Source organism: Streptomyces sp. KMM 9044 (genome assembly GCF_024701375.2).
Taxonomy (GTDB): domain Bacteria; phylum Actinomycetota; class Actinomycetes; order Streptomycetales; family Streptomycetaceae; genus Streptomyces.
Genome location: NZ_CP113910.1, coordinates 533,878 through 554,596 on the forward strand (window position 1 = coordinate 533,878; position 20,719 = coordinate 554,596).

At 71.5% G+C, this 20,719-nt stretch carries 17 protein-coding genes, 1 tRNA gene and 4 pseudogenes; 10 read left to right on the top strand and 12 right to left on the bottom strand.

Features of this window, described 5'->3' with window-relative positions; all coding sequences use genetic code 11:
- Nucleotides 1-46 precede the first annotated feature (46 nt).
- Nucleotides 47-1,081: a LacI family DNA-binding transcriptional regulator gene (locus tag HUV60_RS02520; protein ID WP_257852541.1), complete on the bottom strand. Its 1,035-nt coding sequence runs from the start codon at nt 1,079-1,081 to the stop codon at nt 47-49.
- Nucleotides 1,082-1,207: 126 nt separating this feature from the next.
- Between HUV60_RS02520 and HUV60_RS02525 the strand changes: the two genes are divergently transcribed.
- From HUV60_RS02525 to HUV60_RS02535, 3 genes and pseudogenes are all read left to right on the top strand, one after another.
- Nucleotides 1,208-2,416, top strand: a complete 1,209-nt coding sequence (locus HUV60_RS02525; RefSeq protein WP_257852540.1) for a phytanoyl-CoA dioxygenase family protein — start codon at nt 1,208-1,210, stop codon at nt 2,414-2,416.
- Nucleotides 2,417-2,435: 19 nt separating this feature from the next.
- A pseudogene (locus HUV60_RS02530) lies at nt 2,436-3,203 on the top strand (SDR family oxidoreductase); the annotation flags it as partial.
- 123 nt (nt 3,204-3,326) lie between these two features.
- On the top strand, nt 3,327-4,331 hold the full coding sequence (locus HUV60_RS02535; protein ID WP_257853164.1) for a Gfo/Idh/MocA family protein: 1,005 nt from the start codon (nt 3,327-3,329) through the stop codon (nt 4,329-4,331).
- An 86-nt stretch (nt 4,332-4,417) separates the two neighbouring features.
- Here HUV60_RS02535 and HUV60_RS02540 read toward each other — a convergent pair.
- From HUV60_RS02540 to HUV60_RS02560, 5 genes and pseudogenes are all read right to left on the bottom strand, one after another.
- Nucleotides 4,418-5,061 (bottom strand): annotated as a pseudogene (locus tag HUV60_RS02540) (Gfo/Idh/MocA family protein).
- Between the two features lie 38 nt (nt 5,062-5,099).
- The gene (locus tag HUV60_RS02545; RefSeq protein ID WP_257852539.1) at nt 5,100-6,002 is read right to left on the bottom strand and encodes a sugar phosphate isomerase/epimerase family protein; all 903 of its coding nucleotides are present in this window, start codon (nt 6,000-6,002) and stop codon (nt 5,100-5,102) included.
- 1 nt (nt 6,003) lies between these two features.
- Nucleotides 6,004-6,915, bottom strand: coding sequence for an ATP-binding cassette domain-containing protein (locus HUV60_RS02550; protein WP_257852538.1), 912 nt, complete (start codon nt 6,913-6,915; stop codon nt 6,004-6,006).
- A gap of 5 nt (nt 6,916-6,920) precedes the next feature.
- Nucleotides 6,921-7,997 (bottom strand): ABC transporter permease, encoded by a 1,077-nt coding sequence (locus tag HUV60_RS02555; protein WP_257852537.1) that lies wholly within the window; start codon nt 7,995-7,997, stop codon nt 6,921-6,923.
- A complete protein-coding gene (locus HUV60_RS02560) occupies nt 7,997-9,016 on the bottom strand; it encodes a sugar ABC transporter substrate-binding protein (protein WP_257852536.1) in 1,020 nt (339 codons plus the stop codon). The genes HUV60_RS02555 and HUV60_RS02560 overlap by 1 nt, the downstream gene beginning before the upstream one ends.
- 319 nt (nt 9,017-9,335) lie before the next feature.
- On the opposite strand from HUV60_RS02560, the gene iolC reads away from it, so the two are divergent.
- From iolC to HUV60_RS02590, 6 genes are all read left to right on the top strand, one after another.
- Nucleotides 9,336-10,334 carry a 5-dehydro-2-deoxygluconokinase gene (gene iolC / locus HUV60_RS02565; protein WP_257852535.1) on the top strand — a complete coding sequence of 333 codons (999 nt, stop codon included), beginning with the start codon at nt 9,336-9,338 and terminating at the stop codon, nt 10,332-10,334.
- Between the two features lie 13 nt (nt 10,335-10,347).
- On the top strand, nt 10,348-11,223 hold the full coding sequence (locus HUV60_RS02570) for a Cgl0159 family (beta/alpha)8-fold protein (RefSeq protein WP_257852533.1): 876 nt from the start codon (nt 10,348-10,350) through the stop codon (nt 11,221-11,223).
- 84 nt (nt 11,224-11,307) lie between these two features.
- A complete protein-coding gene (gene iolB, locus HUV60_RS02575; RefSeq protein WP_257852531.1) occupies nt 11,308-12,201 on the top strand; it encodes a 5-deoxy-glucuronate isomerase in 894 nt (297 codons plus the stop codon).
- Nucleotides 12,198-14,069 carry a 3D-(3,5/4)-trihydroxycyclohexane-1,2-dione acylhydrolase (decyclizing) gene (gene iolD, locus HUV60_RS02580; RefSeq protein WP_257852529.1) on the top strand — a complete coding sequence of 624 codons (1,872 nt, stop codon included), beginning with the start codon at nt 12,198-12,200 and terminating at the stop codon, nt 14,067-14,069. Before iolB ends, iolD begins: the two co-directional genes overlap by 4 nt.
- A gap of 88 nt (nt 14,070-14,157) precedes the next feature.
- A complete protein-coding gene (locus tag HUV60_RS02585) occupies nt 14,158-15,651 on the top strand; it encodes a CoA-acylating methylmalonate-semialdehyde dehydrogenase (protein WP_257852527.1) in 1,494 nt (497 codons plus the stop codon).
- Nucleotides 15,652-15,927: 276 nt separating this feature from the next.
- Nucleotides 15,928-16,671, top strand: coding sequence for a GntR family transcriptional regulator (locus HUV60_RS02590; protein ID WP_257852526.1), 744 nt, complete (start codon nt 15,928-15,930; stop codon nt 16,669-16,671).
- A gap of 37 nt (nt 16,672-16,708) precedes the next feature.
- Here the strand turns inward: HUV60_RS02590 and HUV60_RS02595 are convergent.
- The 5 genes and pseudogenes from HUV60_RS02595 to HUV60_RS02615 form a co-directional block, all read right to left on the bottom strand.
- Nucleotides 16,709-17,241: pseudogene (locus HUV60_RS02595) on the bottom strand (aldo/keto reductase); the annotation flags it as partial.
- Between the two features lie 6 nt (nt 17,242-17,247).
- Nucleotides 17,248-18,402, bottom strand: a complete 1,155-nt coding sequence (locus HUV60_RS02600; protein ID WP_257852525.1) for a hypothetical protein — start codon at nt 18,400-18,402, stop codon at nt 17,248-17,250.
- Between the two features lie 182 nt (nt 18,403-18,584).
- Nucleotides 18,585-18,773, bottom strand: a pseudogene (locus tag HUV60_RS02605) (DUF3140 domain-containing protein); the annotation flags it as partial.
- A gap of 289 nt (nt 18,774-19,062) precedes the next feature.
- Nucleotides 19,063-19,290, bottom strand: a complete 228-nt coding sequence (locus HUV60_RS02610; protein ID WP_257852522.1) for a DUF2945 domain-containing protein — start codon at nt 19,288-19,290, stop codon at nt 19,063-19,065.
- Between the two features lie 255 nt (nt 19,291-19,545).
- Complete coding sequence (locus HUV60_RS02615; RefSeq protein ID WP_257852521.1) at nt 19,546-19,761, bottom strand: hypothetical protein; 216 nt, start codon at nt 19,759-19,761, stop codon at nt 19,546-19,548.
- 121 nt (nt 19,762-19,882) lie between these two features.
- Here HUV60_RS02615 and HUV60_RS02620 point away from each other — a divergent pair, with 121 nt between their 5' ends.
- Nucleotides 19,883-20,269, top strand: coding sequence for an HU family DNA-binding protein (locus tag HUV60_RS02620; RefSeq protein WP_257852520.1), 387 nt, complete (start codon nt 19,883-19,885; stop codon nt 20,267-20,269).
- Nucleotides 20,270-20,622: 353 nt separating this feature from the next.
- On the opposite strand, the gene HUV60_RS02625 is transcribed toward HUV60_RS02620, so the two are convergent.
- Nucleotides 20,623-20,696, bottom strand: a tRNA-Pro gene (locus HUV60_RS02625).
- Between the last annotated feature and the right edge of the window lie 23 nt (nt 20,697-20,719).

A 20,719-nucleotide genomic window follows, 5' to 3' on the forward strand; every position in this document is an offset into this window, starting at 1 on the left:
CGGACGGGGACACACGCCCGGGCCGCGGCTCCTTCACCGCGGACCGTCACCCGGCCACCCTGCCGGGCGGCATGTTGTAGGGGGTGACCACCTGGATCACGGAGGGGAGGGTGGGCCCCGCGGGCGGCAGGGCGCCGTGGGCGCGCATCACGAGGTGGCAGGCCTCGCGCAGGTCGTGGCGCAGATCGTGGTGGAGCACGGCGGACAGGCGGTGCTCGCGCAGCAGCCGGGTGTTGTCGTGGTCGAGGTCGTGCGCGACGAACACGGCGCACTCGCGCCCGGCGTCCTCGAAGGCCCGCAGGGTGGCGATGTTGCCGCCGCCGATCGAGTAGACCGCGCGGATGTCCGGGTCGCGGTCCAGCGCCGCCCGGACGAGCTCGTACTGGGTGGTGTCCAGGCCCTGTCCCCCGGCGATCTCCGCGAGGGCGTGCTCGGGGTACCGGGCGCGCATGACGCTGCGGAAGCCCATCTCGCGCTCCTCCTCGTTGCGGAAGAAACCGCTGGAGAGGCTGGTGAGCACATTGCCGGGGCCGTTGCCGAGCCACTGCCCCGTGAGATACGCGGCGGTCGCGCCGGCCGCCCGGTTGTCGCTGCCGACGTAGCCGACACGGGCGCTCGCGGGCAGGTCGGTCACCAGCGTCACCACCGGGATGCCCGCCGCCGCGAGCCGGCCGACGGCGGCGGTGACCTCGGGGACGTCCGGGGCTTTGAGGATCACCCCCTGTGTGCCGCGCCGCCCGATCCGGTCGAGGGCGGCGACCAGTTCCCCCGCCGGACCCGTCTCGCGGAAGTGGAAGCGGGAGCGGACCACCGCCGGGTGCAGTGCGGGCAGTTCGGCCTCCAGGGCGGCCCGCACGGCGGTGGAGAACCGCTCGGGCGACTGCATGACGATGTCCACCATGAACGTACGGCCGACCAGCCGGACCTGGGTGCGCTGCCGGTCCAGGTCGGCGATCGCCCGGCGCACCTCCTGCGCGGTGCTGTCCCGCACCCCGCCCCGGCCGTTGAGCACCCGGTCGACCGTGGCCTCGCTCAAACCTGCCTGACGTGCGATTTCCCTGATCGGGAAGGGGTGGCCCATACGACCGGCTCCTGGGACTCCTGAGGGGTTTTTGATGGCTGACTGCTGATTGTTCGAAGGCTTTGTACTGACAAGAATGACAGAGCCGAGTCCCCGTGACCCGAAACGTGACCCGAAAGGACGACCATGTCCTTCTCCACCGCCTCCAACCCGGTCCAGCCGTCCGCCGCCGCCCCCGCGCAGGCAGCGGAGCGGCGGCCCTGGCTGTCCGGGCAGGACTGCGACCTGGACGCCTTCCGTGCCGTGGTCGAGCGGACCACGGACCCCGCCGCCCACCCACACGCCGCCGCCGTGGAACGGAACGTGCTGCTCTACGACGCCGACCGGCTCGCCCTCGCCGACCGGCGCGAGGTCCAGGCCGAGCTGGTGCGCGCCCTCGCCGACGGCCCCGGCGTCGTGGTCGTCCGGGGCGCCTTCCCCGACCCGGCGGTCGTGGACCGGGCCACCGCCGTGTTCGACGCCCTGATCTCCGAGCAGCGCGCCACGGGCGCCACCGCCGGCGACCACTTCGCCAAGCCGGGCGCCAACGACCGGGTGTGGAACGCCCTGGAGAAGGCCGCCCTCTACGACCCGCAGGCCTTCGCCGAGTACTACGCCAACGACGTGATCGCGCTGGTGTCCACGGCCTGGCTCGGCCCCGGCTACCAGGTCACCTCCCAGGTGAACGTGGTCAACCCGGGCGGCGCGGCCCAGACCGTGCACCGCGACTACCACCTCGGCTTCCTCTCCGACGAGGCCGCCGCCGCCTACCCGGCGCACGTGCACCGCCTCTCCCCCTTGCTCACCCTGCAGGGCGCGGTCGCGCACTGCGACATGCCCGTCGAGTCCGGACCCACGCTGTACCTGCCGCATTCGCAGAAGTACGGGCCCGGCTATTTCGCCTGGCGGCTCCCCGGGTTCCAGGCGTACTTCGAGGAGCACCACGTGCAGCTGCCGCTCGCCAAGGGCGACGCGGTCTTCTTCAACCCGGCGCTGTTCCACGCCGCCGGCGCCAACCGCTCGGCGGACATCCGGCGCATGGCCAACCTGCTCCAGGTGTCCTCGGCGTTCGGACGGGCCATGGAGACGGTGGACCGCGAGACCGTGACGGGTGCCGTCTACCCGGTGCTGTTCAAGAGCCGGGCGGAGGGCGCCGGCGAGCAGTGGCAGGAGAACGTGATCGCGGCGAGCGCGGAGGGCTACCCCTTCCCCACCAACCTCGACAACGACCCGCCCGTCGACGGCCTGGCCCCGCCCTCGCAGGCGGACCTCGTACGGCGGGCACTGCGCGAGAACTGGACCGTGCGCACCCTGCGGGAGGCGCTGCGGGCCAACGCCGGACGACGTGAGAGCTGAAAGGAACCGGAACACGGTCATGGGGCCTCTCGACGGCAAGGTCGTCCTCGTCGACGGCGGGAGCCAGGGCGTCGGCGCCGCCGTCGCGCGGGCCGCGGTCCGCGAGGGGGCGGCCGTGGCCGTCACCGGGCGGCGGCCCGAGCCCGGTGAGGCCCTCGTGGCGGAGCTGACCGCCGCGGGCGGCAGGGCGGTCTTCGTCCGCGCCGACCTGGCCGACGCCGAGCAGGCCAGGGGCTCCGTCGCCGAGGCCGTACAGGCGCACGGCCGGGTCGGCTGCCTGGTCAACTCGGCAGGGCTGACCTCGCGCGGAACCCTGCTGGACACCACACCCGAGCTGTTCGACCAGCACATCGCGGTCAACCTCAAGGCACCGTTCTTCACCATGCAGGCCGCCGTCGCGGACATGGTGCGGCGCGAGGAGCCCGGCACGATCGTCAACATCATCGCCTCGTCGGCGCACGGCGGGCAGCCTTTCCTGGCGCCCTACGTCGCCGCGAAGGCCGGACTCGTCGGACTCACCCGCAACGCGGCGCACGCCCACCGGTGGGACCGGATTCGGATCAACGGGCCGAACATCGGCTGGACCGCCATCGAGGGTGAGGACGCCACCCAGCGCACCTTCCACGGTGCCGGCGACGGCCGGCGCGAGCGGGCCGCCGCCCGGCTGCCGACGGGCAGACTGGGCCGGCCGGACGAGACCGCCGACTTCGTGGTCCTGCTGCTGTCCGACCGCTCCGGCATGGTGACCGGCTCCGTGATCGACTGGGACCAGAACGTCCTCGGCGGCCCCGGCTGGCGGGACAGCACCCGCCACGCCACGCCCTCTCCCCACGCAGGACCGCACCCACGCCCCACGCCCCGCACCCCGCACCCCGCACCCCGCACCCCGCACCCAAGGAGCACCACCTCCATGCGCATCGGAATCCTCGGTCTCGGCCGTATCGGCGCCTTCCACGCCGAGACCCTCTCCGGGCTCGACTCAATCGAGTCGCTCGTCGTCTCCGACCCGTTCGCGGACGCCGCGAAGGCCGCCGCCGAGCGCTTCGACGCCGAGGTCGCGGACTCCCCCGAGGCCGTGCTCGCCGCCGGCGTGGACGGTGTGGTGATCGCCGCGGCGACCGACGCCCACCCCGGGCTGATCCTCGCCTGTGTCGAGGCGGGCGTCCCCGTGTTCTGCGAGAAGCCGGTGGCCCGCACGATGGCCGAGGGGGTGCAGGTACTGAAGGCGGTCGAGGGCCAAGGCGTGCCGATCCAGATCGGTTACAACCGCCGCTTCGACGCGGGCTTCGTCGCCGCGCGGGCGGCCGTGCGCAGCGGGGAGCTGGGCAGGCTGCACACCGTGCGCTCGACCACGCTGGACCCGGCGCCGCCGCCGGCCGCGTACATCGCCGCGTCCGGCGGAATCTTCCGTGACTGTTCCGTGCACGACTTCGACATCATCCGCTGGGTGACCGGCCGCGAGGTGACCGAGGTGTACGCGGTCGGCGGCAACCGGGGCGCCGACTACATCAAGGAGGCGGGCGACGCCGACACCACCGGTGCGATCCTCACCCTGGACGACGGCACCATCGCCGTGGTCTCCAACAGCCGCCACAACGCCCGGGGGTACGACGTCCGCATGGAGATCCACGGCTTCACGGACTCCATCGCGGTCGGTCTGGAGGACAAGCTGCCGCTGCGGTCGGTGGAGCCCGGGGTGGCCTTCCCCGCGGACACCCCGCACGACTTCTTCATGGACCGCTTCACCGCCGCCTACCGCGCCGAGCTCACCGCGTTCACCGAGGTCGCGGCCGGCTCCCGGCCGTCCCCGTGCACGGTGGCGGACGCCCTGGAAGCGGGCTGGATCGCCGACGCCTGCACCCTGTCCCTGCAGGAGCACCGCCCCGTCACCGTCGAGGAAGTAGGGCAGGCCTGAGCGGCGGCACGCGCCCCCGGACCCCGGGGGGCGAACAACGTGTGGGGCCGCCCTCCAGGAGGCGGCCCCACACGCATCACGTCACCTCACCGGTACAGCGCCGGTCTCTCCGCCAGTTCGACCGCAACGAGGCCGCCCTCCTCCGGGGCCCGGACGCCGGCCTCGCAGACTGCGGCCGCCGCGTAGCCGTCCCAGGCGCTGGGGCCGTCGGCCTCGCCCCGGGGGTGGTGAAGAACGGTGAACCGGTCACGTCGCGGTGCCGGTTGTGCAGCATCAGGGGGCGGCCCAACCGCCCTGTCTCCAGCAGCGCCTTGAGGCGGGCGTACTCGGCGTCGTAGCGGCGCATGAAGCCGACCCGGATCCGGCGGTGGCCGAGTGCCCGTTCGGCTTCGACGACGCGCAGCGCGGAGGCCGCGTCGGGGGTGAGCGGCTTCTCGCACAGGACGGGCAGGCCCGGCTCGAACGCGGTGAGCGGGGCGGCCTCGTGGGCCGGTCCCGGGGAGGCGGTGAGCACCGCGTCGACTCCGGCCGCCGCCATCGCGGCGGCCGGGTCCGTGTGTGCGGTGCAGCCGTCGATGCCGGCGGCCACCGCCTTGGCCCGTTCCGCGTCGGTGTCGGCGACGGCGGCCACCCGCGCGCCGCCGATCGTCCGGTCGATCCGGCGCACGTGGTCCGCGCCCATGCGGCCCGTGCCGATGACGGCGATTTCCAGGGGCGGGTTGCCGTGCATGGCTCCACGCCTCCCTTCCGGGTCGTCCGGCGGCGGTTTCAGGCTCCGCAGGAGCGGAGGAACCTGCGGGTGCGGACCGCGATCGGCAGCGGCTTGTCCGGCTCGCAGGGGTACATGTCCTGCTCGACGATCGCGAACAGGTCCACGTCCAGCTTCTGGGCGGCGGTCAGGACCGCGCCCAGCTCCGGTACCCCGGCGGGCGGTTCACACATCACTCCGCGCTGCACGGCGGGACCGAACGGGATCCCGTTCGCGACCACGTCGTCGAGGACGTCCGGGTCGACCTGCTTGAGGTGCAGGTAGCCGATGCGTTCGCCGTAGGTCTCGATGAGCTTGACGCTGTCGCCGCCGCAGTAGGCGTAGTGCCCGGTGTCGAGGCACAGGTTGACCAGGGAGGAGTCGGTGGAGTCGAGGAAGCGCTCGACGTGTTCCTCGGTGTCGATGTGGGTGTCGGCGTGCGGGTGGACGACGATGTCGAGCCCGTAGGTGTCCCGCACCTGGCGGCCGAGGCGCTCCATGCCCTCGGCGAGGTGGCCCCACTGCTCGGTGCTGAGCTCCGGGGGCTCCAGGATCTCGGCGGTCTTGTCGTCGCGCCAGAAGGACGGGATGACGACCAGGTGCTTGGCGTCCATGGCCCGGGTGAGCGAGGCGACCCGGCTGACCTGCTCCCAGGCGGACTCCCACGCGGAGGGGCCGCGGTGCAGTCCGCAGAAGATGGTGCCGGCGGAGACCTTGAGGTCCCGCTTCTTCACCTCTTCGGTCAGACGGGCCGGGTCGGTCGGGAGGTAGCCGTAGGGGCCGAGTTCGATCCAGGAGTAGCCGGCCTCGGCGACCTCGTCGAGGAAGCGCTGCCAGGGCACCTGCTGCGGGTCGTCGGGGAACCAGACGCCCCAGGAGTCGGGGGCGGAGCCCACCCTGATGCGGTCGAGTGCGACTGCCATGTCAGGATTTTCCTTCCGGGGATGCCACTGCGGGGGCCTGGAGGTCTCCCTCCTCGGGGAGCTCCTCGACGTCGACGCCGCGGACCTGTGCCAGTTCGTGTTTGAGTGCGGCGAGTTCGGTTCCGCCGGCCATGTGGTTGGTCAGTTCCTCCAGGGAGACCTCGCTGCGGGCGGCGGCGAGTTCCGTGGTGCCCAGGCGCAGGACGCTGAAGTGGTCGCCGACCATGTAGGCGTGGTGGGGGTTGTGGGTGATGAAGATGACGCCGAGGCCGCGGTCGCGGGCGGCGGCGATGTACTTCAGCACCACACCGGACTGCTTGACGCCGAGCGCGGCGGTGGGCTCGTCCAGGATGAGGACGCGGGCACCGAAGTAGACTGCGCGGGCGATGGCCACGCACTGGCGCTGGCCGCCGGAGAGGGTGCCGATGGGCTGTTCCAGGTCGTCCAGGACGATGCCCATGTTGCGCAGTTCCTCGTCCGCGGTCCTCTTCATCCGCTCGATGTCGAGACGGCGGACCGGCCAGGGGCCCCTGGTCGTCTCCGAGCCGAGGAAGAAGTTGCGCCACACCGGCATCAGCGGGACGACGGCGAGGTCCTGGTAGACGGTGGCGATCCCCTTGTCGAGGGCTTCGCGCGGGGTGGAGAACCGTACCGGGGTGCCGTCGACGAGGAACTCGCCCTCGGTGTGCTGGTGCAGCCCGGATACGATCTTGATGAGGGTGGACTTTCCGGCACCGTTGTCACCGAGTACGCAGGTCACGCGGCCGGGGTGGACGGCCAGGTCGACCCCGTGCAGGGCGCGGATGTTGCCGTAGGACTTCCCGGCTCCGCGGAGCTCGACCAGGGGGTGTCTCCCGTCGGGGGCGGTGTCCTGCAGGACGGCACCGTGGGTGCCGGTCGTGTCGTCGGTCATTGCGGTCACCTCCGGGTCGCCGTGCGCTGGACCCACAGATTGATGAGGACGGCGCCGAGGAGCATCACACCGAGGAAGGCCTTGAACCAGTCCGGGTTCCAGCCGGCGTAGACGATGCCCTGCTGCACCATGCCGAACATGAAGGCGCCGAAGACCGGGCCGATCGCGCTGCCGTAGCCACCGGTCAGCAGGCAGCCGCCGATCACCGCGGCGGCGATGTAGATGAGCTCCTGTCCCACTCCCTCGCCGGACTGGACGGTGTTGAAGGAGAAGAGCTGGTGCATGCCGACGAACCAGGCGCCGAAGCCGACCAGCATGAACAGGGAGATCTTGGTGAACGTCACCGGCACACCGACGGCGCGGGCGCTCTCCTTGTTGCCGCCGACCGCGAAGATCCAGTTGCCGTACCGGGTGCGGAGCAGCACCCAGGAGGCCAGGACCGCGAAGACCAGCCACCACACGACGGTGATCTTCACCTGGACACCGCCGACCTCGAAACTCGAGGCGAAGACGGCCTTGGCCTGCTCGAAGCCGTCCATGTCGCTGATGTCGTCGGTCGCGACGTTCCCGGTGACCAGCTTGGTCACGGCCAGGTTGACGCCCTGGAGGATCAGGAAGGTGCCGAGGGTGACGAGGAAGCTGGGCAGCCCCGTCCTGACCAGGAACCAGCCGTTGAACAGGCCGACGGCGAGGGACACCGCGAGGGCGACGATCACGCCCGCCCAGACGTTCATGGACAGCTGGTAGGCGAGCATGCTCGCGGTGAGCGCCGAGGTGACCACAGCCACCCCGGCCGACAGGTCGAACTCGCCACCGATCATCAGCAGCGCCACCGGCAGGGCCATGATCCCGATGGTCGATGACTGGTACAGGATGTTCGCCATCGAGCTGCCGTCCCGCATGGGCGGGGCGGCGATCAGGAAGAAGACCAGCACGGCCAGGGCGCCGAGGAAGACGCCGACCTCGGGCCTGGCCAGCAGCCGCAGTGCCAGCGGGCGCCGCGCGGTGCGGCCGTCGGTCTCCTTCGGGCCGAGGGCCGGCGGTGGGGTCACCGCCGGCCCAGCCTGTCGGGTCATACTCATCACCGAGTGCCCTTCGCGGCGTACTCGGAGACCGCGTCGACGTTGGACTCGTCGACGAACGCGGGGCCGGTGAGCACCGGCTGCTCACCTCCGCCGCTGTAGTTGCCGTTGTTCTCGTAGAGCCACAGGCCGTCGACGGCGAGGTAGCCCTGGAGGTAGGGCTGCTGGTCCACGGCGAACTCGATGTCGCCGGCCTGGATCGCCTTGGTCAGGTCCTTGTTGAGGTCGAAGGTGGCGACCTTCGCCTCGCTGCCGGCGTCACCGACCGACTGCACCGCGGTCTGCGCGAAGGGGGCGCCGAGGGTGGCGACGTAGTCGATGGAGGAGTCCTGCTTGAGCTTGGCGGTGATCGTCGACTTCACCGACGGCATGTCGGTGCCGTTGACGTTGAGGATCTGGGTCTCGCCCTCGAAGGTCTCCTTCAGACCGTCGCAGCGCTGGGTCAGGCCGACGTTGCCCTGCTCGTGGACGACACAGACGGTGTTCTTGGCGCCGACCTCGTTGAGCTTCTTGCCGAAGGCCTCGCCGGCCACGGACTCGTCCTGGCCGAAGAACTCCAGCAGGCCGAGGTCCTTCCAGTCGCTCAGACCGGAGTTGAGGCCGACGACGGGTATGCCGGCCTTCTCCGCCTTGGCGAGGACGCTCTTGAGGGCGTCCGGCTTGGCGAGGGTGACGGCGATGCCGTCGACCTTCTGGTCGATCGCGTTCTGCACCAGGTTGGCCTGGTTGCCCGCGTTCGGGTCGGCGGAGTAGATGAGATCGACGTTGTCCTTCGCGGCGGCGGCCTCGGCGCCCTTGCGGACGATGTCCCAGAAGGTGTCGCCGGGTGCCTGGTGGGTCACGAGGGCGACGGTCATCTCGGGCGTGTTCGCCTTGCCGGCCGACGCGCCGTCGCCGCCCTCCTCGGCCTTCTTTCCGCCGGAGCCGCTGGAGCAGCCGACGAGGGTCAGGGCGGTCGCCGCGGCCACCGCGACGAAGGACACGATTCTGCGGGGGCGGTGGTGGGAAGAGGGGTCCATCTTGCCTGCACCTCACTGTGCTACGCGGAAAAAGGGCGGGGGTCCGGGAATCCTTCCCGGACCCCCGGACGTCCGGGTCTGTGTCGTCGTGCGAAACAGCTGTCGTGCTGGGACGGGATCAAAGTCCCTGACGCGCACTCTGTCAATACTTTGTTAAGACATCATTTCACTTGCTAGTCCGAATGTAAGTACAAACTATTGACATCGCCGCCCTCCGAGACCTACACCTGAGAGGCGGCAGGTCCCCTGGCTTCCACGTCCCCACCGTGGCAGGGCACCCCGGGACCCGCATCCCCAGCAGTTCGAGGAGCTTCGCTCGATGACCGACTCAGACGCACCACAGTATTTCGACCTGATCACCATGGGCCGCATCGGGGTCGACCTTTACCCACTGGAGACCGGCGTTCCGCTGGCAAAGGTCGAAACGTTCGGAAAGTTCCTCGGTGGTTCGGCCGCGAACGTGGCGGTGGCCGCCGCCCGGCTCGGCCGCTCCACGGCCGTGATCACCCGTACGGGAGACGATCCGTTCGGCACCTACCTGCACGAGGCTCTGAGGGACTTCGGTGTCGACGACCGGTGGGTCACCCCGGTCGCCGCGTACCCGACGCCGGTCACCTTCTGCGAGATCTTCCCGCCGGACGACTTCCCCCTGTACTTCTACCGCCGGCCCAAGGCTCCCGACCTGGAGATCCACACCGCCGAGCTGGATCTCGCCGCCGTCCGCGCGGCCGGGATCTTCTGGATCACCGGCACCGGCCTGAGCGAGGAGCCGAGCCGCCGGACGACGCTCGACGCGCTCGAGGCGCGCGCCAGGGCGGGCACCACCGTGTTCGACCTGGACTGGCGCCCGATGTTCTGGCGCGACCCCGACGAGGCCCGCCCCTACTACCGCCAGGCACTGCGGCACGCCACCGTCGCGGTCGGCAACCTCGACGAGTGCGAGGTCGCCACCGGAGTGCGCGAGCCCGAGGCGTGCGCCGCGGCGCTGCTGGCGGCCGGCGTGGAACTCGCCGTGGTCAAGCAGGGTCCCCGGGGCGTACTCGCCGTGCACCGTGACGGCACCCGCGCACAGGTGCCGCCGGTCCCGGTGGACGTGGTCAACGGTCTCGGCGCGGGCGACGCCTTCGGCGGCTCGCTCTGCCACGGTCTGCTCTCGAGCTGGGACCTGGAGCGCACCATGCGTCACGCCAACGCCGCCGGCGCCCTCGTCGCCTCGCGTCTGGCCTGTTCGTCCGCCATGCCCACCGGGCCGGAAGTCGCGGGCCTCCTCGCGCGGGCCGTGCCGCCGGGCGACGCGAGCCTGCCGAGCCAGTCCTGAACGGAGTCCTTCCTTGAACCTCAGCATCTGTGACCTCACCACGGTCCGGGCCCGGCATCCGGAGGCCGTCGCCGAGGCGGCCGCCCGCAGGGCCCGCCGTCCGCTGATCGGCGACAGCGGACGGCTGATGATCGTGGCCGCCGATCACCCCGCGCGGGGTGCGCTCGGCATCGGCGACCGGCCCCTGGCCATGGCCGACCGCGCCGATCTGCTGGAACGGCTGCGCGTCGCGCTGTCCCGGCCCGGCGTCGACGGGGTGCTGGCCACCGCCGACATCCTCGAGGACCTGCTGCTGCTCGGCGCGCTCGAGAACAAGGTCGTCATGGGGTCGATGAACCGCGGAGGCCTGGCCGGCGCGGCCTTCGAGATGGACGACCGCTTCACCGGCCACCGCCCCGAGGACATCGAGCGGTTCGGCTTCGACGCGGGCAAGCTGCTGGTCCGCATCGACTACGCCGACCCGGGGTCCCTGACCACCCTGGAGTCCACCGCCCGCGCCGTCGACGCCATGGCCGAGCGCCGGCTCCCGGTGTTCGTGGAGCCGTTCATCTCGCGCCGGGTCGACGGGAGGGTCCGCAACGACCTGTCCGCCGAGGCCGTCACCCGCTCCATCGCCATAGCCTCCGGTCTCGGTGGCACCTCCGCCTACACCTGGCTGAAACTGCCCGTCACCGAGAACGCCGACGACATGGCGGAGGTCCTGCGCGGCTCCACGCTGCCCGTGGTCCTGCTCGGCGGGGAGGTCGGCGACCAGGACGCGGCCTACGAGCGGTGGGGCAAGGCGCTGAAGCTGCCCTCCGTGCAGGGCATGGTGGTTGGCCGCTCGCTGCTCTACCCGGCCGGCGGCCGTGTGGAGGAGGCGGTGGACACGGCCGTGAGCCTGCTGTGAACGGTGCGTCAGCCGTGAACCATAAGTCTGCTGAGCCTGTCGTGAACTGTGAACCGTGAGCCGGCTGTGACCGGAAAGGCTGCCATGACCCATCACCTTCCCGCGGACCGTGCCCCGGCCGGCCCGTGCCGTGTCGACGTGACTCCCGAGTCGGCCGGCTGGGGCCATTCCAGCCTGTGTGTGCTGGAGCTGGAGCCGGGCGGCACGCACACCTTCGACACCGGCGGCAGCGAGTGGATCGTCCTGCCGCTCAGCGGCGGCTGCACGGTCGCCTCGGCCGACGACTTCGGCCACGACTCGTTCGAACTCGCCGGCCGCACAGGCGTGTTCGACGGCGTCACCGACTTCGCCTACGTGCCGCGCGACGCCCGCGTCACCGTCACGTCGGCCGGCGGCGGACGGTTCGCGCTCACCGGCGCCCGCTGCACCCGGTCGCTGCCCGCCCGCTACGGACCCGCCTCGGACGTACCCGTGGAACTGCGCGGTACCGGTACCTGCTCCCGTCAGGTCAACAACTTCGGGGCGGCCGGCACGTTCGAGTGCGACAAGCTGATCGCGGTCGAGGTGATCACCCCCGGCGGCAACTGGTCATCGTTCCCGCCGCACAAGCACGACGAGCACCGGCCGGGCGAGGAGTCCGTGCTGGAGGAGATCTACTACTTCGAGTTCGCGGACCACGAGGGCACCCCTGGCCTCGGCTACCAGCGGGTCTCCCCGTCCGGTCCGGGCCGGGACACGGACGTCCTGGCCGAGGTGCGCGACGGCGACGTGGTGCTCATCCCGGACGGCTGGCACGGGCCGTCCATGGCCGTGCCCGGCCACCACATGTACTACCTCAACGTCATGGCGGGCCCCGGGGACGAACGCGCCTGGCTGATCTGTGACCATCCCGACCACGCCTGGATCCGCTCCACCTGGCCCGACCAGCCCCTCGACCCCCGCCTGCCCCTCTACACCGCCCCGGAGAGGTCCGTATGAGCGCCGCCACCCGCCGACTGACGACCGCCCAGGCCCTGGTGCGTTTCCTGGCCGCCCAGTACACGGAACGGGACGGCGTACGACACCGGCTGATCGCGGGCACGTGGGGCATTTTCGGCCACGGCAACGTGGCGGGCGTCGGGCAGGCACTCGTCGAGTACGCCGATGTCATGCCATACCACCAGGGCCGCAACGAGCAGTCCATGGTGCACGCGGCCGTCGCCCACGCCCGCCAGCTCAACCGGTTGTCGGCGCAGGCCGTGACGACCTCGATCGGCCCCGGCGCCACCAACCTGGTCACCGGCGCCGCGCTCGCCACCGTCAACCGGCTGCCGGTGCTGCTGCTCCCCGGCGACTGCTTCGCCTCGCACGCGGCCGACCCACTGCTCCAGCAACTGGAGCACCCGGTCGAGGCGGACGTGTCCGTCAACGACACGCTGCGCCCCGTCTCCCGTTACTTCGACCGGATCACCCGCCCCGAGGCACTGATCGCGTCCGCGCTGAACGCCGTGCGGGTGCTCGCCGACCCGGCCGAGACCGGCGCCGTCGCCCTCTGCCTGCCGCAGGACGTGCAGGCAGAGGCGTTCGACTGGCCGCAGGAGTTCTTCGCCGACCGCGTCTGGCGCGTGAGGCGTCCGGCTCCGGACCCCGTCGAGCTGGAGGCGGCGGCCAAGGCTGTGCGGGCCGCCCGCCGTCCGCTGATCGTCGCGGGTGGCGGAGTCCACCACAGCGAGGCCGAGGAAGCACTCCGGGCCCTCGTGGACGCCACCGGAATCCCGGTCTCCTCCACCCAGGCCGGCAAGGGCTCCCTGCGCCACGACCACCCGGCGGACCTGGGCGGCATCGGCCACACCGGCACGGCGGTGAGCGACGGACTGGCCCGCACCGCCGACCTGGTGATCGGCGTCGGCACCCGCTACTCCGACTTCACCACGGCCTCCGGCACCCTCTTCGCCGACCCGGACGTGCGCTTCCTCAACCTCAACATCACCGGCTTCGACGCCCACAAGCTGGGAGCACGCACCTTGGTCTGCGACGCGCGGACCGGTCTGGAAGCACTGGCCGGGGCACTGGCCGGGCACCGCGTGGACGCCGCGTACGAGGCCGGGTACGCAGCCGGGAAGGAACACTGGGAGCAGGTCGTCGAGGCCGCCTACCGTGCCGACGACGAGAACGCCGTACCGACGCAGACCCAGGTGCTCGGCGCGCTCGACGCGGTCGTGGGCGACGCGGACGTGGTGATCAACGCGGCCGGTTCGCTCCCCGGCGACCTTCACAAGCTGTGGCGGGCGCGCAGCCCGCGCCAGTACCACCTGGAGTACGGCTACTCCTGCATGGGCTACGAGATCCCGGCCGCGATCGGCGTTCAGCAGGCCGCGCCCGGCACACCGGTGTGGGCGCTGGTCGGCGACGGCACGTACCTGATGATGCCGACGGAGATCGTCACGGCCGTCCAGGAGCGGCTGCCGGTGAAGCTGGTGCTGATCCAGAACCACGGGTACGCCTCCATCGGCGGCCTGTCCGAGGAGACCGGCGGCGAGCGCTACGGCACCGCCTACCGCTACCGGGCGAAGGACGGCACCTTCACCGGCGCCCCGCTGCCCGTGGACCTCGCGGCGAACGCGGCCAGTCTGGGCATGGACGTGCTGCGCGCCAAGACTGTGGGGGAACTGCGCCGTGCCCTGGCTCAGGCCGGCACCGCCGAGCGTCCGACCTGCGTGTACGTCGAGACTGACCCGGCGCCCACCGCTCCCCCGGCCGAGGCCTGGTGGGACGTGCCGGTGGCCGAGGTCGCCTCCCGCGAGGCCGCCGTCCGGGCGCGCGAACGGTACGACGCCCAGGCCGCCGGCCGCCGCCGCCACCTCTGAACCCCTGCGCCCCTGCACCGCCCCGCCGGGCCCGGCATCTCGAGCCCTCCCGTATCAACTCACCGCGCGTGAAAGGTCGTCCGCTCTCATGAAGACCATCAGCCACTGGATCGGCGGCAAGCCCGCCGAAGGCACCTCCGGCCGTTTCGGCCCCGTCTGGAACCCGGCCACCGGCGCCCAGGAGAAGCAGGTCGCGTTCGCGGGCACCACGGAGGTGGACGCCGCCGTCGCCGCAGCGAAGGACGCCTTCGAGAGCTGGGGCACCTCGTCGCTGGCCAGGCGCACGGCGATCCTGTTCAAGTACCGCGAGCTGCTGGACGCCCACCGTGACGAGATCGCGGAGCTGATCACCGCCGAGCACGGCAAGGTGCACTCCGACGCCCTCGGCGAGGTCGCGCGGGGCATGGAGATCGTGGAGCTGGCCTGCGGGATCAGCGTGCAGCTGAAGGGCGAGCTGTCCACGCAGGTCTCCAGCCGCGTCGACGTCGCCTCGATCCGCCAGCCGCTGGGCGTGGTCGCCGGCATCACGCCGTTCAACTTCCCGGCCATGGTGCCGATGTGGATGTTCCCGCTGGCCATCGCGTGCGGCAACACCTTCGTACTGAAGCCGTCCGAGAAGGACCCGTCGGCCTCCGTCCGCCTCGCGGAACTGGCCACCGAGGCGGGCCTGCCGGACGGTGTGCTGAACGTCGTGCACGGCGACCGCACGGCCGTGGACCGCATCCTGGAGCACCCCGGCATCGAGGCCGTCTCCTTCGTCGGCTCCACCCCGATCGCCCGGCACATCCAGCTGAAGGCGACCGAGCACGGCAAGCGGGTCCAGGCCCTGGGCGGCGCCAAGAACCACATGCTGGTCCTGCCCGACGCCGACCTGGACCTGGCCGCCGACCAGGCCATCAACGCGGCGTACGGTTCGGCCGGCGAGCGCTGCATGGCCGTGTCGGTCGTGGTCGCGGTCGGTGACGTCGGCGACGACCTGGTCGGCCGGATCACCGAGCGGGCCAGGAAGCTCCGTATCGGTCCGGGCGACGACCCGGCCTCCGAGATGGGCCCGCTGATCACCCGCGAGCACCGCGACAAGGTGGCCTCGTACGTGACGGGCGCGGCGGCGCAGGGCGCCGAGGTCGTGCTCGACGGGACGGGTCTGACGGTCGACGGCCACGAGGACGGCTTCTTCGTCGGTGTCTCGCTGCTCGACCGGGTGCCGCTGACCGCGGACGCCTACCGGGACGAGATCTTCGGTCCGGTGTTGTGCGTGGTCCGCGCGGAGACCTACGACGAGGCCATCGCGCTGATCAACGACTCCCGCTGGGGCAACGGCACCGCGATCTTCACCCGGGACGGCGGCGCCGCCCGCCGCTTCCAGCTCGAGGTGAAGGCGGGCATGGTCGGCGTCAACGTGCCGATCCCGGTCCCGGTGGGCTACCACTCCTTCGGCGGCTGGAAGGACTCCCTCTTCGGCGGCCATCACATCTACGGCAACGACGGCGTCGCCTTCTACACCCGGGGCAAGGTCGTCACCACGCGCTGGCCGGACCCGTCCGACGGAGGCATCAACCTCGGCTTCCCGAGCAACTCCTGACCCCCGGCCCCCGGGGCCCTGCCTTCGGCAGGGCCCCCGACAGGAAGGTACGCCCGTGACTCCTCCCCCTCGTGAACGAGGCGGCTTCTCACTCGACCCCGAAGGGTCTTGTGGCTGCCAGGCCCTGACCGCTGCCGAAGCAGGTGGGCGGCGTCCTGCACCGCTTCGCGGCTCCGAACATCAGGACGCGTTTTTCGCCCGGCCTGAAGGCCGGGATTCCCGCGCAAGATCAGGGATGGCGAAGACCGTGACCGGGCCCGTGCCGTGACCGGACCCGTGCTCAGCTCACTGGACTTCCCCCTGGACCGGGGCAGTCCGGTGCCGCTGTACCACCAGCTCGCCCAGCAGTTGGAAGCGGCGATCGTGCAGGGCGTCCTCGCCCCGGGCAACCTCCTGGGCAACGAGGTCGGCCTCTCGGTGCGCCTCGGTCTGTCCCGCCCCACGGTCCGCCAGGCCATCCAGTCCCTTGTCGACAAGGGGCTGCTGGTCCGGCGGCGTGGAGTGGGCACCCAGGTGGTGCACAGCCAGGTCAGGCGTCCCCTGGAGCTCAGCAGCCTCTACGACGACCTGGAGGCGGCCGGGCAGGGACCGAGCACGGAGGTCGTCCGCCACGAGAAGGTCCCGGCGCCCCCCGGCGTGGCGACGGCCCTGGGTCTGCCCGAGGGCGGAGAAACGGTCCTCCTCGAACGTCTGCGCCGCACCCACGGCCGGCCCGTCGCCCTCCTGTGCAACTACCTCCCGTCGGGCCTGCTGGAACTGGACGACGCCCGGCTGGAGTCGACCGGCCTGTACCGCATGATGCGCGCGTCGGGCATCACCCTGCACAGCGCCAGGCAGACCGTCGGGGCCCGTTCGGCCACCGCCGGGGAGGCGTCCCGCCTGGACGAGAAGGAGGGCGCCGCCCTGCTCACCATGCACCGCACCGCCTACGACGACACGGGCCGCGCGGTGGAGTACGCCGCCCACGTCTACCGCGCCTCGCGCTACTCCTTCGACTTCCAGCTGCTGGTCAGATCCTGAGCGGGCGGCCTTCGGCGGGGCGGGCGCCCCGAGTGTCTCAGTGCGCCGCGTCCAGCCGGGCCCGCTGCTCCGGCGACAGCTCCAGGTCCACCACCGCCAGGTTCTCCTCCAGTTGGGCCACGGAGGACACTCCGGCCAGCGGCAGGATCGGCAGTTCGTGGCCGAGTTGCCAGGCCAGCACCACCTGGCCGGCGCCGGCCCCGGTCTCCCGGGCGACCTCGTGCAGCACCTTCAGCCGGGCGGGTGTCCCCGGGTGGTCGTAGTCCCGGGGCAGCCGCTCCGGCCGGGCCTATGCGCCCTTCAGCAGCGGCGAGTAGGCGACCAAGGTCAGCCGGGGCGCGTCCCGCAGGTAGGTGAGCAGTTCGGCGCCGGCGTGCCCGAGGCTTCCGTCGGGGAAGAGGTCCTCGGGCACGTCGGCGCGGGGACGCAGGTAGCTGTGCTGGTACTGGAGCACCTCGTAGCCGGGCGTCCCGCGGCGGCGGCGAGGGCGCGGGCCCGCTCCACCCGCCACACCGCGTGGTTGCTCGCGCCGAGCAGTCCGACCGTGCCCTCGGCGACGAGGGCGGGGAACACGGCCTACTTGTTCGTGGCCCGGAAACGGCTGAACGCCTTCGTGAAGCCGCTGAGCGGCGAACCCTCCTCCCCTGCCGCCGGTCCCGGCACGGGTGGCCGGGGCACTCCGTCGCCGCCGGTCACCTCGGCGAGTGCGGCCTGCGCCGCCTCGGCCGCTTCCCGGTACCGGTCACGGGACTCCGTCATGGTTTCGAGCGCGTGGGCGTACCTGGCGACCATGTCCTGGGCGTGGGCGAGCTCCTCGTCCGGGCTGAGTAGGTGCCAGCCCTCGCGCAGCCGCGTCAGGGCCTGCTCAGCCCCGGACGGCAAAGGCCTCGGCAGTGCGGCGAACTCGATGATCCTGCCGAGGAACTCGACCGGCTCCGAGCCGTCCAGGAAGATGTTGCGCACCGTGAAGTGCTCCGGGTCGTAGTCCGGTTGCCGCGGCACCGTGGGCAGGACGACGGCGCCTCCGCGCGGCATCCGCAGCTTCAGCTCCCGCTGCAGCGCGAAGTCGGCGATCCGGGCCTGTTCCGGCGTGCCCCGGTGCTCGACCACCCGGTGCCGCAGGCTCGGCGGCAGGAACTCCGCGACCGGCCGCTGCCCGCGCGCGTCCGGTGTCATGGCCTCGTGCACCACGACATGGACGCACCAGCTGTCGCGCGCGCAGTCCCGCAGCCGGCGGCGCACCTCGTCGTCGTCCTTCGGCAGGTGGTTCACCGTCCGCAGGCGCACGCCCGGTACCGTGTCGTGGTCCCACTCGACCCGACTGCTGTCCGGCCAGAACAGGGTGGCGGGCGACGGCCAGCGAGCGTCCCACGCACGCCCCGCCTCGGCGACGAGGATCCAGGTGACCCCCTCGGCCCCCTCCCCGCGGGCCTGCGGGTCGTACGTGGTCAGCTGCGCGCGCACCGTGATGTCCCCGGCCACACGCCAGCGGGTCTCGAAGAGGCGGCGGGCCGACGGGCCGGGATCGGCGGAGGCGTCCCGGGGGTGCAGGACGGTGGACCGGACCGCCTCGACGGGGTCGAGCTCCAGGAAGTCGTCAAGGCCTCCGGCCGTCTTGAGGGCGATGAGGTTGCGCCGGACGTCACGTTCGGGCTCAGGGCCCAGATGGCGCCCGCGCGCCAGCCATACGGTGTCGGGGACGGCGGGTGTGGGAGTGCTGTTTTTGACCATGGAGTCGTTCCGTGAGTGGCCGGGGCCCGATCAGTATGGTCGGTGCACCGGTGCACCGTCCATGACCTCCGGCACCTCACTCACGGGCACCGGCACTGTCCCCGGCTCCCGGTACGCTCTGCACGTGCCCCACGACGGCGTGGGGAAACGCCCCTGACACGTCTTCCGCCATGCCGGCGGGCGTGGCCCCAGTTCATGAGCGAATACCGCCACCGGGTGTCCCGGACGTCGCCCGAGGGCCGCTGGGCCAGATGCCGCCGGACGTATCCGACGACCTTCCGTATGTGCTGGTCGTCGCCGTCCGAGAGGTCGTCCTTCTTCGCGCGCAGGACATCCACGCTCCGGCGGCCCGAGGCGTGCCCCGCGGATTCTTGGCTCTTCGGAGTTGGTGGGGGTGATCGTCGGCCGACGCGCCTCGGCCGCCCCACGGAGCGCCGCCCGACCAGGACGTTCGACGGGCAGTCGGCGCGTGCCGAGGTGCCGACGGTCGGCGGTACCCCCATCGAGTTCGAAGACCCGGATTCTTCCCCGCCCTCGTCCTGTCCGGCATTCTGCGACTGCTCCGAAGCCAGCCGCTTTCTCCAGTTCGGCCGGCTTCATGTTCACCAGCTCACGGAATTCGTCCCAGGTCCCTTTCCGCTCGCCGCCGTCCACGCGGCCTCACTTCTTCTTCAGGGCGGACGGCTTGTGCACCGCGGACCTGCCGGACTTCTCGCTGCGGACCTGATACTGCGGGTCGTCCGGCGAGGCGTCCACCGTTCGTCCCGCGGCTTCCGTCCGCTCGGTGATCTCCTTCTCCACCTCGCCCTCGACCTGACTTCCGTGACTGCTCCAGGCGACCTTGTCGCCTTTCTCGGGCTTTTTGCCCTCACTGCGGTTCTTTGCCATTCCGGGTAACCTCACCGTGCACTGCGGGAAGCTCGTTCTCCCTCCTTCCAGGGTAAAGAATCACCGTGCGCCCCGCAGCTCACGAGAAGGCCCGGGCCGGGGGAACGGCCCCGTACCGGGTCGTCGGTCCCGGGGAGAGTGCGGCCACGGCCACGTCCAGCCGCTGGAGGACCGCGCCCGGAGGCTGCTGCCGATCCGGTACCGGGCGCGTTCCGGAAGCGACGTCCCGCACACGGTCCCTGGGTGTCGCCGGTGCTACTTCTCGTAGGTCGACAGTGCCAGGCCGAGGGCGAAGAAGGTGGGTGCCCACTCTCCGACGAAGATGCCCCAACGGTCGGCGCGCTCCTCTCCCTTCTTCTCCACACGCAGTGAGGCTTTCCAGGAGACGACGGACAGACCGATGGAGATGAAGCCCGCCGTGTAGGCGTGTTCGGCTCGGACTCCGGACTCGTGCAGCTTCTTGACCAACACGACCGACTCGCTTTCTGCTGAGGGGGAGGTCACCCCCATCACAACCGCCGTCCGGCGAATCGGCGAGCGATGTACGGCCGAACGGCTCACCGCCTTCCGGCGGGGGCCGGGACGGAGCACCGTGACGGCCGCGCCCTTCCCCACCCACCCGCACGCCCATCAGGAGATGCGCCGACCACCGGATGCCACGATCGTGGCATCGCAGGCTCCGGCTCCCCGGCTCCCCGGCGAACAGGCAGGACACATGGACAGGACCCAGTTGATCGAGGCGACCGCGGGCAACGCGGCGGACAACGGCAACGGCCGTCAGCTCACCCCCGAGCATGCCGAGCGTGCGCTCGACGCCGTCTTCGGGACCGTGGAACACCCGGGCTCGATCGCCGAGGCCCTCCACCGAGGGGAAACGGTTGTCCTGGGCAGCTTCGGCAGTTTCCACACGGACGGCGAGACGGTCACGTTCCGGCCGGGCAAGGCCCTCACCGAGTACCTCCGGAACACGACAGGATGACCGCAGCGCATGGGGCGACCGCGTAAGGACGACGGTGCCGCTGCCCCGTGAGGGGCCCGGCGGGCACGGCCCCCGCCGGCGAGTGGCGCCGACGGGGGCCGTGCCCGACCATGGAGCCGCGGTCGCTTTCGCCCCGCAGGGCCGCCGCGGCAGCGGCCTCGGTCCGGCCCCGCTCGGCGTACTCGGGCTTCTCCCCACGCGCCCCGTCAGTCCGATCCGTCTGGCGATCTCCTCGCGGGGCAGAGCGGGCGGCGCCTTCCGGGCGGTCCTGCAGACGGGCGCCGCCCGCGCACATGGCCAAGGGCCGGGGCCGGATATCTCCGGCCCCGGCCCTTGCCTGCGACTCCCACGAGTCGGGACGACAGGATTTGAACCTGCGACCCCTTGACCCCCAGTCAAGTGCGCTACCAAGCTGCGCCACGTCCCGATGCGCTCACGTGCGGTGGACCG